This is a genomic window from Nocardioides sp. NBC_00850, from assembly GCF_045207335.1.
In the GTDB taxonomy this organism is placed as follows: domain Bacteria; phylum Actinomycetota; class Actinomycetes; order Propionibacteriales; family Nocardioidaceae; genus Nocardioides.
Genome location: NZ_CP108845.1, coordinates 3271005 through 3285853, shown reverse-complemented (window position 1 = coordinate 3285853; position 14849 = coordinate 3271005). Strand labels below are relative to the sequence as shown.

11 protein-coding genes are annotated in these 14849 nt (G+C 70.9%); 2 read left to right on the top strand and 9 right to left on the bottom strand.

The window, feature by feature from the left end; genetic code table 11:
• Positions 1-7 precede the first annotated feature (7 nt).
• From rimO to OH802_RS15915, 5 genes are all read right to left on the bottom strand, one after another.
• Positions 8-1411, bottom strand: coding sequence for a 30S ribosomal protein S12 methylthiotransferase RimO (rimO, locus tag OH802_RS15935; protein WP_406029315.1), 1404 nt, complete (start codon positions 1409-1411; stop codon positions 8-10).
• A gap of 128 nt (positions 1412-1539) precedes the next feature.
• On the bottom strand, positions 1540-1962 hold the full coding sequence (locus OH802_RS15930; RefSeq protein ID WP_406019999.1) for a universal stress protein: 423 nt from the start codon (positions 1960-1962) through the stop codon (positions 1540-1542).
• On the bottom strand, positions 1962-3485 hold the full coding sequence (locus OH802_RS15925; protein ID WP_406019997.1) for a tripartite tricarboxylate transporter permease: 1524 nt from the start codon (positions 3483-3485) through the stop codon (positions 1962-1964). The genes OH802_RS15930 and OH802_RS15925 overlap by 1 nt, the downstream gene beginning before the upstream one ends.
• A 10-nt stretch (positions 3486-3495) precedes the next feature.
• On the bottom strand, positions 3496-4026 hold the full coding sequence (locus tag OH802_RS15920) for a tripartite tricarboxylate transporter TctB family protein (protein WP_406019995.1): 531 nt from the start codon (positions 4024-4026) through the stop codon (positions 3496-3498).
• Positions 4023-4976: a Bug family tripartite tricarboxylate transporter substrate binding protein gene (locus OH802_RS15915; protein WP_406019993.1), complete on the bottom strand. Its 954-nt coding sequence runs from the start codon at positions 4974-4976 to the stop codon at positions 4023-4025. Before OH802_RS15915 ends, OH802_RS15920 begins: the two co-directional genes overlap by 4 nt.
• Before the next feature lie 197 nt (positions 4977-5173).
• Here OH802_RS15915 and OH802_RS15910 point away from each other — a divergent pair, with 197 nt between their 5' ends.
• Both OH802_RS15910 and OH802_RS15905 read left to right on the top strand, forming a co-directional pair.
• Positions 5174-6847, top strand: a complete 1674-nt coding sequence (locus tag OH802_RS15910; protein ID WP_406019991.1) for an ATP-binding protein — start codon at positions 5174-5176, stop codon at positions 6845-6847.
• Entirely contained in the window at positions 6844-7569 is a 726-nt protein-coding gene (locus OH802_RS15905) for a response regulator (RefSeq protein ID WP_406019989.1), read from the top strand. Before OH802_RS15910 ends, OH802_RS15905 begins: the two co-directional genes overlap by 4 nt.
• A gap of 10 nt (positions 7570-7579) precedes the next feature.
• On the opposite strand, the gene OH802_RS15900 is transcribed toward OH802_RS15905, so the two are convergent.
• The 4 genes from OH802_RS15900 to OH802_RS15885 form a co-directional block, all read right to left on the bottom strand.
• Complete coding sequence (locus OH802_RS15900) at positions 7580-8596, bottom strand: LacI family DNA-binding transcriptional regulator (RefSeq protein ID WP_406019987.1); 1017 nt, start codon at positions 8594-8596, stop codon at positions 7580-7582.
• 23 nt (positions 8597-8619) lie between these two features.
• On the bottom strand, positions 8620-9990 hold the full coding sequence (locus tag OH802_RS15895) for a glycoside hydrolase family 16 protein (RefSeq protein WP_406019985.1): 1371 nt from the start codon (positions 9988-9990) through the stop codon (positions 8620-8622).
• Positions 9991-10198: 208 nt separating this feature from the next.
• Positions 10199-12115 (bottom strand): helix-turn-helix domain-containing protein, encoded by a 1917-nt coding sequence (locus OH802_RS15890; RefSeq protein WP_406019983.1) that lies wholly within the window; start codon positions 12113-12115, stop codon positions 10199-10201.
• On the bottom strand, positions 12112-14784 hold the full coding sequence (locus OH802_RS15885; RefSeq protein WP_406019981.1) for a DNA translocase FtsK 4TM domain-containing protein: 2673 nt from the start codon (positions 14782-14784) through the stop codon (positions 12112-12114). The genes OH802_RS15890 and OH802_RS15885 overlap by 4 nt, the downstream gene beginning before the upstream one ends.
• Positions 14785-14849: the final 65 nt, after the last annotated feature.

The window sequence follows — 14849 nt, the reverse complement described above, 5'->3', positions numbered from 1 at the left end:
CTGCACCTTAACCGTTCACCGACGCGACCAGGTCAACGCCTTCGGAGGCGATGACGGTCGCGTTCACGAGATCACCCGGACGTACGCCCTCGATGTCTCCTTCGAGGGAGGTCATCCCGTCGACCTCGGGCCCCTGGTGGGCGGCCCGGCCGAGGATCTCGCCGTCCTCGACCTCCTCGACGAGCACGACGACCTGCTCGCCGATCCGCTCCTCGGCGCGCTGGGCGGTGAGCTCCTCGACGAGCTCGTTGACGTGCTCGACGCGGGCGCGGATCTCGTCGGCGTCCAGCTTGAGCGAGTCGTCGAAACCGGCGGCCTCGGTGCCCTCCTCGTCGGAGTAGCCGAAGACGCCGGTGACGTCCATGCGCGCGGCGACCAGGAAGTCGGTCAGGATCTCGAGGTCCTCCTCGGTCTCACCGGGGAAGCCGACGATGACGTTGGACCGCACCCCGGCCTCGGGCGCGTAGCCGCGGATCTGCTCGAGCAGGCCCAGGAAGCTCTCCGGGTCGCCGAACCGCTTCATCCGCCGCAGCACGGCGTTGGAGGCGTGCTGGAAGCTCAGGTCGAAGTAGGGCGTCACGCCCGGCGTGGTGGCGATGACCTTCAGCAGGTCGGGCCGGGTCTCGGCGGGCTGCAGGTAGGAGACGCGTACGCGCTCGATGCCGTCGATGGCGGCCAGCTCCGGCAGGAGCGTCTCGAGCAGCCGGATGTCGCCGAGGTCCTTGCCGTAGGAGGTGGAGTTCTCCGAGACCAGGAAGAGCTCCTTGACGCCCTGCTGGGCCAGCCACTGGCCCTCGTGGAGCACGTCGGAGGGGCGCCGCGACACGAACGAGCCGCGGAACTGCGGGATCGCGCAGAAGGTGCAGCGCCGGTCGCAGCCGCTCGCCAGCTTCAGCGGCGCCCACGGGGCGTCATCGAGGCGAGTACGTCCCGCGAAACCGGGCACCTGGTCGACGGTGGCCATGCCGGGGACCGAGATGGCGGAGGCGTCGCGCTCGACCGGAGAGATCGGGAGCAGCAGGCGCCGGTCCTGGGGCGTGTGCGGGTGGTGGGCCTCGCCGCTGAGGATGGAGCGGAGCTTGGCGGCGATGTCGGGGTAGTCGTCGAAACCGAGCACCGCGTCGGCCTCGGGGAGCTCGGCGGCCAGGTCCTTGCCGTAGCGCTCGGCCATGCAGCCGACCGCGACGACGGCCTGCGCCTTGCCCGTCTCCTTGAGGTCGGCGGCCTCGAGCAGCGTGTCGACCGAGTCCTTCTTCGCCTGCTCGACGAAGCCGCAGGTGTTGACGACCACGGTGTCGGCCTCGTCCGGGTCGGCGACCAGCCGGAAGCCTCCCGCCGTCAGCCGGCCGGCGAGCTCCTCGGAGTCCACCTCGTTGCGGGTGCACCCGAGGGTCACCATGGCGACGGACACGAGTGGCTGGTCAGCCTGCTGGTCGGTCGGCGCGGTCTCGGCGGAGGGTTCGGTGGCAGTGCTCATCACCGTGAAGTATGACGGGCACACGCCCCGGAGACCGAACCCTCGCGCCGGACCGGCGTCGATCACTCGGGCACAGAGCCCGGCTTCACGGAGAGGACCGGGCAGGACGCGCCGAGCAGGATCCGCTGCGCGACGCTGCCCATCAGCAGCTTGCCGACCGGCGTACGCCGCCGCAGACCGACCACGACCAGCTTGGCGTCGAGCTGCTCGGCGGCGTCGAGGACGGCGCCGGCGACGTCCGGGTCGATGGACTGCCGGATCTCGTGCGGCCGGCCCGACTCGGTGAGCCGGCGTTCGAGCTCGGCGACCTGCTCGTCGAGCGCGTAGCGGTCATCGACCAGGGCGTCGCCCCGGGAGGCGTTGACGACCACGACGCCGCGGTCGCGACGCTCGGCGTCGGCGAGCGCCCAGTCCAGCGCGACCGAGCCGTAGACGTCGGGCGCCCACGCCACGACCACCCAGCCACCTGCGGGAGTCTCACTCATCACAACACCTTCTCCTTCTCGTCCTCGACGTCGGCCGACTGCTCGGCCCGTGCCCGTACCCGGGAGATGATCGGCCGGCCGAGGATGAACAACGCGATCAGGATGTAGATGACCACCGCGAGCGGCTCGCTCAGCAACACACCGTAGTCACCGCCCGAGATCGTCAGCGCCTCACGCAGCTTGGTCTCCATCAGCGGCCCCAGGATGACACCCAGGATCAGCGGCAGCACGGGCAGACCGAAGCGGCGCATCATCAGCCCGAGCAGACCGAAGGCGACCAGCAGCGCGATGTCGAACGGGTCCAGGTTGGTGGCGTACGCACCCAGGCAGGCGAAGAACAGGATGCCTGCGTAGAGCTGCGGGCGCGGGATCCGCAGCAGCCGGGCCCACAGCGGCGCCAGCGGCAGGTTGAGCACCAGCAGCAGGGTGTTGCCGATCAGCAGGCTGGCCAGCAGCGTCCACACCAGGTCGGCGTGGTCGGTCATCAGCTGCGGGCCCGGGGTGATGCCGTAGCCCTGGAGCGCGGAGAGCATCACCGCGGCGGTGGCGGTCACCGGCAGACCGAGAGCCAGCATCGGCACGAACATCCCGGCGGCCGAGGCGTTGTTGGCCGCCTCCGGCCCGGCGACGCCCTCGATCGCGCCACGGCCGAAGTCGCCGCGCTTGGAGAGCTTCCGCTCGGTCAGGTACGAGAGGAATGTCGGGATCTCGGCGCCGCCGGCAGGGAGCGCGCCGAACGGGAACCCGAAGGCGGTGCCGCGCAGCCACGGCTTCCAGGAGCGGCCCCAGTCGTCGCGTCCCATCCAGGGCCGGCCGACCGGCACCACGTGCGCCGGGCGTCGGCGCAGGTGGGCGGCCACCCACAGGGCCTCGCCGAGGGCGAAGATGCCGACCGCGACGACCACGATGTCGAGCCGGTCGACGAGCTGGGTCACACCGAAGGTGAGCCGCGGCTGGCCGGTGTTGAGGTCGAGACCGACCAGGCCGATCGTCAGGCCGAGGAACAGCGCGGCGAAGCCGCGCAGGGCCGAGGTGCCGAGCACCGTCGTGGTCATGACCAGGGCCAGGACCATCAGCGCGAAGTACGAGGGCGCACCCAGGTTGACGGCCACGTCGGCCAGGGCCGGCGAGAAGAACGCCACCAGGATGGTGCCGATGGTGCCGGCGACGAACGAGCCGACCGCGGCGGTGGCCAGCGCCTGCGCGCCACGCCCCGCTCTGGCCATCCGGTTGCCCTCCAGCGCCGTCATCACCGAGGCGGACTCCCCCGGTGTGTTCAGCAGGATCGATGTGGTGGAGCCGCCGTACATGCCGCCGTAGTAGAGGCCGGCGAACATGATGAACGCGCTGGTCGGCTCGAGCCGGTACGTCACCGGCAGCAACAGCGCGATGGCCATCGCCGGCCCGATACCGGGCAGCACGCCGACGAAGGTGCCCAGCAGCACGCCGATGGCGGCGTAGAGCAGGTTCATCGGGGTCAGGGCGGACTCGAGCCCACCCATGAGAAGTTCGAAGTTCTCCATCAGTCAGTCCTCACAGGATCCCGTCGAGTACGCCAGGGGTGAGCGGGATGCCCAGACCGACGTAGAAGGCGTACCAGCTGGCGACCGAGAGGACGAGCCCGACGATCACGTCCCGCACGAGCGTTCGGCTGCCGAGGCACCAGGCGGCGCCGGCGAACAGCGCCGCGCCCGAGATCGCCCAGCCGAGCAGGTTCACGGTCGCGACCGTGAACAGCAGGACCGCGACCAGCTTGAGGACCGTCAGCCAGTCGGCCGACGAGCTCAGGTCGACGTCCTCGCCCTCCTCGGGCTCCGGCTGGGAGCCGCGGGCGGTGGCGACAGCCAGCAGCACACCGACGACGACGAGGCCGGCGCCGATGACGTACGGGAAGGCGCGGGGACCGACCGGGTCGGCGAAGCCGACCTCCAGGCCGGTGGCGTCGATGACGGTGTAGATCCCGACGACGACCAGGAACAGGGCCAGGCCGTACTGGGCGACGTCGATCCGGCGCGCCGGGCTCTTGGGCTCGGGGGGTTGGGTTTCGGTTTCGTGGACGCTCACAGCAGATCCAGCTCCTTCAGGGTCGAGGCGACGCGCTGGTCCTGCTCAACCAGCAGGTCGTCGAAGTCGTCGCCGGTCACGAAGGCGTCGGTCCAGCCGTTGTCCTTCAGGGCCTGCTGCCACTGCTTCGAGTCGTGCATCCGGGTGAGCAGGTCGATCAGCTCCTGCCGGCGCTCGTCGCTGATGCCCGGCGGGGCGAGTACGCCGCGCCAGTTGAGGAAGACCAGGTCGATGTCGCTCTCGGTCAGCGTGGGCGCGTCGGCGAAGACGCCGGTGCCGCGCTCGTCGCCCGAGACGGCCAGGACCCGCAGCTCACCGGCCTCCACCTGGCCCTCGAACTCGGCGAGACCGGAGAAACCGACGTCGATCTTGTGACCCAGCAGCGCGCTGGTGAGCGGACCACCGCCGTCGTAGGGGACGTACTTGACCTTCTTCGGGTCGATGCCGGTGGCTTCGGCCAGCTGCATCGGGAAGAGGTGGTCGGGGCCACCGGGTGAGGAGCCGCCGCCGACCACGATGGACTCGGGGTCCTCGGCCCAGGCCTTCACCAGGTCGTCGATGGTCTTGAACGGCGAGTCGGCCGGAACCAGCACGCCCTCCTGCTCCTCGATGAGCTGGGCGATCGGGGTGGCGTCCTGCGGACGGGCGTCCACGCCGAAGGAGTAGGTGGAGCCGACGACGCCCAGACCGATGGTCATGAGCAGGTTGCCGTTGCCCTCCTCGCTCATCAGGCGGGACATGGCGACGGAGCCGCCGGCGCCCAGGATGTTGGTCACCTGGATGTCGCCGCCGGTCATGTTGTCGCGGTCGAGGACCCCCACGGCCGCCCGGCCGGTCTGGTCGTAGCCGCCACCGGGGCTGTTCGGGATCCACATGTCGAGGTCACGGGACTGCTCGCCACTGGTCACGCCGCAGGCCGATGCCGCGGCGAGCAGGCAGGTCACGAGCACGACGGCGAGGGCACGGGTACGGCGTATGCTCGCTGCCCGGCCCCGCTGCGGCGGCAGCGGCGGTCGGGGCGGGGACTGCGATGTCGGCGTCGACAACGGCTGGCCTCCAGACTCAGGGGGATGAAACGGTCAGTGGCGATGGTCACAGTCCGGGGTGACCGCCGTCACCATTCGGCAACCAAAGGAGGTTGTGTAACTTGTGGTCACAGGGACCGCGGCGCCATCTGTCGCTGGCCGGGCAGGTGCTGCTGCTGCAGCTCTCGGTGCTGCTGCTCGTCGTCGTGGCGACCAGCATCGTCTCCCTGCGACAGAGCGACGCCGACTTCCGTGACTCCCGCGAGGACCGGCTACGCGCCGCCGCGGAGAGCCTGGCCGGGATCGCGGCGGTCCAGGACGGACTGACCAGCGCCAGCGCTCCCGATCGGCAGGCGCTGGGCTTCTACCTGCAGACGCGGGCCGCGGACGCGGGTGCCGACACCGCCTACCTCACCCGGCTCGACGGCACCGTCCTGGTCGCCACCGACCCCACCCGGGTCGGCGAGACCCTCGACCTGGGCAGGCGCGAGACGAGCCGGGCCTGGTCGGGCGACATCGACGACGCCGGCCGCCGGGCGATCGCCGCCCAGGTCCCGGTCTACGGGGGTGGCTCGACCGGTGCGGACGCCGAGGCGCCGCGTCCGGTCGGCGTGGTCGTGGTGACCGAGGACTATCCGCCGCTGACCGAGCGCCTCGCCCGCACCTGGGCCGACGCCCTCACCGTCCTCCTGGCCGGTCTTGCGCTCGGCGTGCTGGGCTCGTGGCTGCTGGCACGGCTGATCAAGCGGCGTACGCGTGGGCTGGAGCCGCGCGACATCGCCGCCCTCGCCGACCACCGCGAGGGTCTGCTGCGCTCCATCCGCGAGGGGGTGCTGGCCGTGGGCGCAGACGGGCGGGTCAGCCTGATGAGCGACAGCGCCCGCGAGCTGCTCGGGCTGACCTCGGACCCGACCGGGCGCCGGCTCGACGAGCTCGACCTGCCCGCCGAGACACTCGCCCTGCTCAGCGGACCCGAGGAGGTGCACGACGCGCCGCTGGTCGCCGGTGAGCGGGTGCTCGTGCTCAACCGCAACCGGGTCCACCACGACGGCCGTCCCGCCGGCACCGTCACCACGCTGCGCGACCGCACCGAGCTGGTGGCGCTGCAGAGCGAGCTCAACGCCCGCGAGAGCGTCACCGAGACCCTGCGGGCGCAGACCCACGAGTTCAGCAACCAGCTGCACACCATCACCGGGCTCCTCGAGCTGGAGGAGTACGCCGAGGTGGGCCAGTTCGTCACCGGCCTGACCGCCCGCCGGGCGGCGCTGAGCGACCACATCACCTCCCGGATCGACGACCCCGCGGTGGCCGCGCTGCTCATCGCCAAGGCCAGCCTGGCCGCCGAGAGGCGGGTGAGCATCGACCTGGAGACGTCGAGCGCGCTGCCGCGGCTCACCCCCGACGGGTCGGCCGACGTGGTCACCGTCCTCGGCAACCTGGTCGACAACGCCGTCGACGCGGCCGCGCTGGTCGGACCGCTCGACGGTCGGGTCGGCGTACGCCTGACCGCCGAGGGCGAGACCGTGACCGTCCGGGTCTCCGACACCGGCGGCGGGGTGCCGGCCGAGCGTCTGCCCGAGATCTTCCGGCGCGGCTTCAGCACCAAGCCGCGCGACGCCAGCGGCCGCGGTGTCGGGCTCGCGCTGGTGCAGCTGGTGTGCCGTGCACGCGGCGGCGAGGTCGAGGTGGAGAATAGCGGGTCGACGGAGCGCCCAGGCGCGGTCTTCATCGCCACCCTGCCGGGCGCCGCGCCGCTCGCCCCACCCACCACCACTGCCCCCGAGGAGGCCCGATGACGTCCACACCAGAGCTCACCGTGCTCGTGGTCGAGGACGACTTCATGGTGGCCTCGATCCACACCCGGTTCGTCGAGCGCGTCGAGGGGTTCCGGGTCGTCGGCGTGGCCGCCACCGGCTCCCAGGCGCTCGAGGAGACCGCCCGCCTCTCCCCCGACGTGCTGCTCCTCGACGTGCACCTTCCCGACTTCAGCGGCATCGAGCTGCTGCGCCGGCTGCGCGGACGAGGCGACGACGCCGACGTCATCGTCATCACCGCCGCCCGCGAGGCTGACACGGTGCGGGCCGCCGCGGCCGGCGGCGCCGCCCACTACGTGGTGAAGCCGTTCCCGTTCGAGGACCTCGCCGCCCGACTCGATGACGTACGCCGCTCCCGCGAGGCGCTAGCCCGGATCGGGCAGCGGGCCAAGGGAGCCGAGGGTGCCGAGCACCGCGACGAGGTCCAGGCCGGCATCGACGAGGTCTTCAGCCACCAGGGCGCACGCGAGACTCGTGAGCGGCTGCCGAAGGGGCTCAGCGCAGAGACCGCCCGCGCCGTGCTGGCCGCGCTGCAGGAAGCCGGCGAGCTCAGCGCCACCGAGTGCGCCGACGCGATCGGAGTCTCCCGGGTGAGCGCCCGCCGCTATCTCGAGCACTTCGCGAGCACGGGCCGGATCGACGTACGTCTCAACTACGGCACCGCCGGGCGACCCGAGCGGCGCTACCGCGCGGGTGACGCCTGAGGCTGGTGCCTCAGGCGGACTCGCGGACCACCAGCCTCGTCGGCAGCACGACGGAGGCCTCGACCTCCTCCCCCGCCACCAGGCGGAGGATCTGCTCGGCCAGGCGGGTGCCGATCTCGTGGATCGGCTGGTGCACCGTCGTCAGGGGCGGGTCGGTGAACCGGGCCGCCTCGACGTCGTCGAACCCGATCACCGCCACGTCGTCGGGCACCCTGCGGCCGAGCCGGCGCAGCGTACGCAGGGCGCCGTCGGCCATCAGGTCGGAGGCCGCGAAGACGGCGTCGATGCCGGGATCGCGCTCCAGCAGCCGCTCCATCGCGTCGATGCCGGACTGGCGCATGAAGTCGCCCTCCTCGACCAGCGGCACCGCTCCCGGCAGCGCTTGGAGACCGGTGAGGTAGCCGGCCAGGCGCTCGCGCCCGGCGACCATGTCCTGCGGCCCGGCGATGGTCGCGATCCGGCGCCGGCCGAGACCGACGAGGTGGTTCATCGCCGCTTCGACGCCGCTGGCGTGCTCGACGTCGATGAACGGCACCGTCGCCTCGCCCAGCGGCCGCCCGCTGGTGACGACCGGGACGCCCGCCGCCCGCAGCTCCTCGGGCAGGGTGTCGGCGCCGTGCATCGATGCCAGCACGACACCGTCGACGGTGCGGCCGTGCACGTAGCGCAGGATCCGGTCGTGGCTCGACTGCGTCGAGGCGAGCAGCAGCACCAGCTGCTTGTCCGCCTTCTCCAGCGCCTCCCCGACACCCCGGATCACGCCGGGGAAGAAGGCGTCGTCGGAGAAGACCCGGGTCGCGGACTCCGGCAGGATCAGGGCGATGGAGTCCGTACGCTGCGTCACCAGGCTCCGCGCCGCCGGGTTCGGCACGTAGCCGAGGTCGGCGATGGCCCGGCGGATGCTCTCGGCGACATCGGGGCGCACGGTCGTGGAGCCGTTGACGACGCGCGAGACCGTCGCTCGCGAGGCCCCGGCCGCCCGCGCCACCGTCTCCAGCGTCGGCCGGCCGGCCGGGGTCTCGTTCATGAGTGGAACCTATCGCCTCCCGCTCACCGGGAGAACGTGAACCAGTTGAGGTTGACGAAGTCGGCCGGCTGGCCGCTGGTGAACCGCAGGAACACCGTGTGCGTACCGGTCACCCCGCTGATGCTGCCCGGGACCGTACGCCAGCTCTGCCAGCCTCCGGTGTTGGCCACCGAGAAGCTGCCGATCGGGGCGTTGTTCACGTTGTCGAGGCGTACCTCGACCAGGCCGCTGACCCCCGCGGGCGCGCCGGAGGCGACCCGGGCGGAGAACGTACGGGCGGCGCTCGAGCCGAAGTTCACGCCGTCGTAGCGGAGCCAGTCGCCGTTGCCGAGATAGCCGACGTTCTGACCGCCGCCGGTGTCGGTGGTCGCCTCGGTCTGGGTGCCGCTCTGGGCGTTGTAGGACTCGGCCTGGATGGTGGAGTAGGCGTCCCGGTTGCCCGGGGCGGGCGGGTCGGTCGGCTCGGTGGTGCCACCGCCCTTGGAGTAGACCGCGACGTAGTCGACCAGCATCGGCACGCCGGAGGCCGTCGCCGAGGTCGGGTTGCCGGGCCAGCCGCCGCCGATCGCGACGTTGAGGATGATGAAGAAGCCGTGGTTGGTCGCGTTGTTCCAAGTCGTCACGTCGACCTGGTCCGAGCGGACCGTGTGGTAGAGCGTGTTGTCGACGTAGAACCGGATCTGCTGCGGGCTGGCGCTGCGGTCCCACTCCATCGCGTAGGTGTGGAATGACGACTGGCAGGTCGAGCCCGGGCAGCCCTGGAGGGTCCCGCCGAGGCCGGTGGTCTCGTTGCACGGGCCGCCGGGCGAGGTGCCGCAGTGCAGCGTGCCCCACACCTGGTTGGCGCCGTTGACGTTCTCCATGATGTCGATCTCGCCGATGCCCGGCCAGTTCCAGTAGTTGCCACGGAAGGGCTCTCCCAGCATCCAGAACGCCGGCCAGATGCCCTGGGCCGCCGCGCCGGTGACGTTCGGCATCTGGATGCGACCCTCGACGCGGAGCACGCCGCCGGAAGGCGGCTGGAAGTCGGTACGGGTGGTCTCGATGCGCCCGGAGGTCCAGTTGCCGGCGCCGTCGCGGATCGGCTTGATGACGAGGTTGCCGTTGCCGTCCTGGTAGACGTTCTGGGTGCTGTCGCTGTGGTAGGCGATCTCCCCGGTGCCCCAGTTGGCGGCGCCGCCGGGGTAGGAGTGGCCGATGTCGTACATCCAGTTGTTGGTGTTGATCCGCGACCCGGCCGCGCCGGTGAAGTCGTCGCTCCACACCTTCGTCCAGCCGGCCGGGGTGCCCGGCTCCGACGCCTCCGACGCCTGCCCGAACGATGTCAGCGGAATCGCCACTGCGACCACGCCGGCCGCGATCACAGCGGCTCCTAATGCCTTGAGACTTCTCATGATGACTCGCTTCCCGATGAATGAGCGATGAGTCCGGCGACTCGTGAGAGCGCTCTCTCGTGTGTCATGGTCCCAAAGCCGATGTGACCCGCGTCACCAAATCCCGATCTCTTTAACAACCCGCCGAGTCGGCGCGTTCTGACCGAAAACAGCGCCGAGTCGGCTCGTCATGACGAGCCGACTCGGCGTGCGTGGAGTAGGGAGCGTGCTAGCTGGCGGTGTAGGTGCGCTGAGCGGCTTCGCCGGTCTTGCCGAGGGCCTTGGCCTTGCCGTCGCCGACGGCGACCTTGAGGGAACCGTCGGAGGTCTGTACGCGCAGGGGCGGGGTGACCTGGAGCTCCTTGGACTCGCCGAAGGCGAGGTCACCACTGAAGACCACCTTGCCGCGCGAGTCGCGGACGACCACGTGGGCACCACCACCGGCGGCGGAGATGGTCACCGGGACGGGCGAGGACTTGCCGTAGGGGCTGTCGGTGCCGGCCGAGCCGTCGAGCTGGATCGCTCCGGCCTCGGGCTCGTGCTGGGTGCCGTCGATGACCAGGCGCGCGACCGACCAGACCAGGATGACCGCCATCACCGCGGCGACCAGGACCGACCAGGACGGCCCGCCCCGCATCCGCCGGACCGGACGGATCGCCGCGCTGTGGGCGAGCTCGGCCTCGAAGACGGCGCGCGGGCTGACCGGGCCGGAGGCGTACTTCTCGTCATAGGTGCGCAGCAGCGGCGCGACCTCGATGCCGAGGACGCGCGCCAGCGTACGCAGGTGGCCACGAGCGTAGAAGTCGCCGCCGCAGGGGCCGAAGTCGTCGACCTCGATCGCCTCGATGACGTGCGGACGGATCCGGGTCCACTCGGCCAGACCGTCCATGTCCAGGGCCAGCCGGCGGCGGGCCGCGGCGATCTCGGCACCGATCTCGGGGACCTTGGTCGGCACCACCTCGGTGGGCTCGTCGTCGACACCGTCGATGGCGAGCGCCTTGACCCCCTCGTCGGGCACCGCGATCGGACGTACGCCCTCGGGCTCGGAGTCCTCGGCGTCCGACTCGTTCGCGAAGACCTGGGTCTCCTCGTCGACATCCACGTCGTCGATGTCCGCGTCGGCGAACGCCGCCTCTGCCAGGTCCAGCTGGAGCGCGTTCGCGCCGTGGACGGCGATGGTCTCCTGCGGCTCCTCGGGCACGTAGCGTACGTCCACCCGGACCGCCGTCGAGGGCTCGCGCAGCGGGGCGACCGGCTCTGCCTTCGCCTCGGCCACGAGATTCACTTCGGGCTCGGGCTCGGGGTCGGTCTTCGGCGTCGTCTCGTCCTGGTTCGTGTCCCGGTCCACCTGGTCCTGCTCCGCCTCGTCCACCACGTCTGCGGCATTGATATCAGGCTCGTCCAAGACCCGGAGCATCCGGGGGTTGGTGTCTCCGGCCCGCTCGGAGAGGGGCGGGCGGACCGCGGTGTCACCGTCGTCCGAGGCGGCTTCGGCAGTGTGGTCGTCGGCGCTCTCGTCGGTGTCCGTCTCCGGCTCCTCCACGTCGAGCGCGGGGTCGATCTCGACGACCTCGACGCCGTCGGCGGCGACGATCGCGATGGCCTCGGTGACGTCGTCACCGGCGCCCAGGACGCGGGTGGAGAGGCCGAGCGGGAGGGAGAACGGGAGGCCGTAGAGGCGCTCGGTCAGCATCGCCTGGCGCCGGGCGGTCGGCGAGAGCTCCTCGAGCACCTCGTCCTCGTCGTGCAGCAGCACGCCGATGCGGCCGTCCTTCCAGAACCGCTCGATCCCGTCCGGACGAGGGGTGTGCTCGACGGACTCGATCTTCGACCACGGGATGCCCTGCCAGGTCTGGCCGAAGCGGAGGCGTACGCCCTGCTCGTCCACGAGCAGCAGCGGCATCCGGGAGTCCCAGGCCGTCCAGCCCTGCACCGCCGCGACGACGAGCAGGATCAGGCCGACCAGGTAGCCCTCGATGCCGCCGCGCAGCACGAAGGCGATGCCGACGAGCAGCGACGCGAGCGCCACCACCAGCGCGAGGCGGCCGTTGCGGCGCACCTCGACGACGTCGACATCGTGGGTCTCGACGGCCTCGACTGCCTCGGCAGGGTCGGCGGTCTCGACCGCCGGTGAATTCTCGCTCACATCTCCCCCTGGATTGTTGCGATGACGCCGTCGATCTCGTCCGGCTTGACGAGTACGTCGCGTGCCTTGGAGCCCTCGGAGGGACCGACCACGCCGCGCGACTCGAGGATATCCATCAGGCGGCCGGCCTTGGCGAACCCGACGCGGAGCTTGCGCTGCAGCATCGAGGTCGACCCGAACTGGGTCGAGACGATCAGCTCGATCGCCTGGATGACCAGGTCCATGTCGTCGCCGATGTCGTCGTCCAGCACCCGCTTGGACTCCGCCGGGGCGGTCACATCCTCGCGGTAGGACGGCTCGAGCTGGCCCTTGACGCTCTTGACGACCGCGTTGACCTCCGCCTCGGAGACCCAGGAGCCCTGCACACGGATCGGCTTGGAGGAGCCCATCGGCAGGAACAGCCCGTCACCCTGGCCGACCAGCTTCTCCGCACCGGGCTGGTCGAGGATGACGCGCGAGTCGGCCAGCGACGAGGTCGCGAAGGCGAGCCGCGAGGGCACGTTGGCCTTGATCAGACCGGTGACGACGTCGACCGAGGGCCGCTGCGTGGCCAGCACCAGGTGGATGCCGGCGGCACGGGCGAGCTGGGTGATACGTACGACCGCGTCCTCGACGTCGCGCGGGGCGACCATCATCAGGTCGGCGAGCTCGTCGACGATGACCAGCAGGTAGGGGTAGGGCGACAGGACCCGCTCGGAGTCGGGCGGGAGCTGCACCTTCCCGGCGCGTACGGCCTTGTTGAAGTCGTCAACGTGGCGGAAGCCGAAGTTGGCCAGGTCGTCGTAGCGCATGTCCATCTCGCGTACGACCCAGGCCAGCGCCTCGGCGGCCTTCTTCGGGTTGGTGATGATCGGCGTGATCAGGTGCGGCACGCCCTCATAGGAGTTGAGCTCGACCCGCTTGGGGTCGACCATGATCATCCGGACCTCGTCGGGCGTGGCCCGCATCAGCACCGAGGTGATCATCGAGTTGATGAAGGACGACTTACCCGAACCGGTCGCACCCGCGACCAGCAGGTGGGGCATCTTGGCGAGGTTGGCGACGACGAAGCCGCCCTCGACGTCCTTGCCGACCCCGGTGATCATCGGGTGGTGGTCGCCGCGCGCGGCGTTGGAGCGGAGCACGTCGCCGAGGGTGACGATCTCCTTGTCGATGTTCGGGATCTCCACACCGACGGCCGACTTGCCGGGGATCGGCGAGAGGATGCGTACGTCGGCGGAGGCCACCGCGTAGGCGATGTTCTTCTGGATGCCGGTGATCTTCTCGACCTTCACGCCGGCGCCGAGCTCCACGATGTAGCGGGTGACCGTCGGGCCACGGGTGTAGCCGGTGACCGCGGCATCGATGTTGAACTCCTCGAGCACCGCCTGGAGCCGGCTGACGATGTCGTCTGAGGCCTTGGAGCGGGCCTTGTGCGGCGAGCCGGGCTTGAGCAGGTCGCTGCCCGGGAGCGTGTAGGCCACGTCTCCGGCAAGCATGAGCTGCTCGACGCGCTGCGGCAGCTCGGCGTGCGGCGGCGGCTCGAGGTCGCGCCGCTTGCCGGGCTTCGGGGCGTTGTCCGCGACCGCGGGCATGAGGCCCGCCGCGTCGCTGGGCACCGCCTCGTCGGGCTGGGTGTCGGCGTCCGGGTCCTCGTCGAGGGCGAGCGCGATGTCGAGCCCGTCCTTCTTGCGCTTCTTCTTCGGCTTCTCCTCCTCGAGGAGCGGCGTCTCGTAGGGCTCAAAGCCCTCCGGGTCGAAGGTGTCGTCGTCGGCGAAGAGCTTGTTGCCCCGGCGCACCCGCCGGATGTTGGTGCCGCTCTCGCTCATCTCCTCGGGCGGCGTCAGGCCGAGCGCCCGGTCGCGCAGCTCCACCAGGCGACTCGGCACCTGGTAGAGCGGGGTCCCGGTGATCACCAGGATCCCGAAGACGACGAGAAGGGACAGGAGTACGACGACCACGGCCGTCGAGCGCAGGACGTCGAGCAGCAGGCTGGCCACTACGTAGCCGATCGCGCCGCCGGCCCACTGCAGCTCGGTGCTGTCGCCCGAGGTGGGCTGCGGGTTGCCGTTGGCGATCTGGATGATGCCGAGCGTGGCCATCAGGAACGCTGCCCAGCCGATCGCGAGCCGGCCTACCGGAGCGGCGTTGACCGGGTCGCGCATCAACCGGGCACCGGCGACGACGAGCCCGACCGGCACCAGCCAGCCGACCTTGCCGACGACGCCGGCCACGGCGATGCGGACCACGTCGAAGAACTGTCCGCCGAGCTGGAACCAGACGCCGGCAGCGACGAGGACGGAGAGGCCGATCAGGAACAGGCCCGCACCGTCGCGCCGGTGCTCCGGCTCGAGGTCACTGGCGGCCTGGCCACCGACACGGAAGATGGCCGCCACTCCCCCGGCGATCGCCAGCCACAGGCTCGCGATGGTGGAGAAGATGGCGTCGAAGAGGACCGCGATCGGGCTGGGCCCGTTGCGTACGGCACGAGGTGGCGTACGGTTCGTCGTCTTCCGGTTGCTCGATTTTGCGGCGGGACGGCGCTTGTTCTGGCCTTTGTTCGGCGCTGCCTTTGAGCGGGCCCGGCTCGTGGCCGTTGCTCGCTTTGTCGTGGTCGTACTCCGGGGACGGGTGCTCTTGGTGGTGGTCGAGCTCCGCGAACCCGGCGGGGAAGACGTACGGGTCGCCATACAAGCAGGGTATTCGACCAAGCGGCCTGGGCCCGGGACCCCCATGGGGGTGTGTTGCAACGGTG

Bases quoted from the DNA above. Each gene is read 5' to 3' on its own strand.
- OH802_RS15930 (WP_406019999.1), bottom strand. From the start codon at position 1,962: ATGAGTGAGACTCCCGCAGGTGGCTGGGTGGTCGTGGCGTGGGCGCCC.
- OH802_RS15925 (WP_406019997.1), bottom strand. From the start codon at position 3,485: ATGGAGAACTTCGAACTTCTCATGGGTGGGCTCGAGTCCGCCCTGACC.
- OH802_RS15905 (WP_406019989.1), top strand. From the start codon at position 6,844: ATGACGTCCACACCAGAGCTCACCGTGCTCGTGGTCGAGGACGACTTC.
- OH802_RS15900 (WP_406019987.1), bottom strand. From the start codon at position 8,596: ATGAACGAGACCCCGGCCGGCCGGCCGACGCTGGAGACGGTGGCGCGG.
- OH802_RS15895 (WP_406019985.1), bottom strand. From the start codon at position 9,990: ATGAGAAGTCTCAAGGCATTAGGAGCCGCTGTGATCGCGGCCGGCGTG.
- OH802_RS15885 (WP_406019981.1), bottom strand. From the start codon at position 14,784: ATGGCGACCCGTACGTCTTCCCCGCCGGGTTCGCGGAGCTCGACCACC.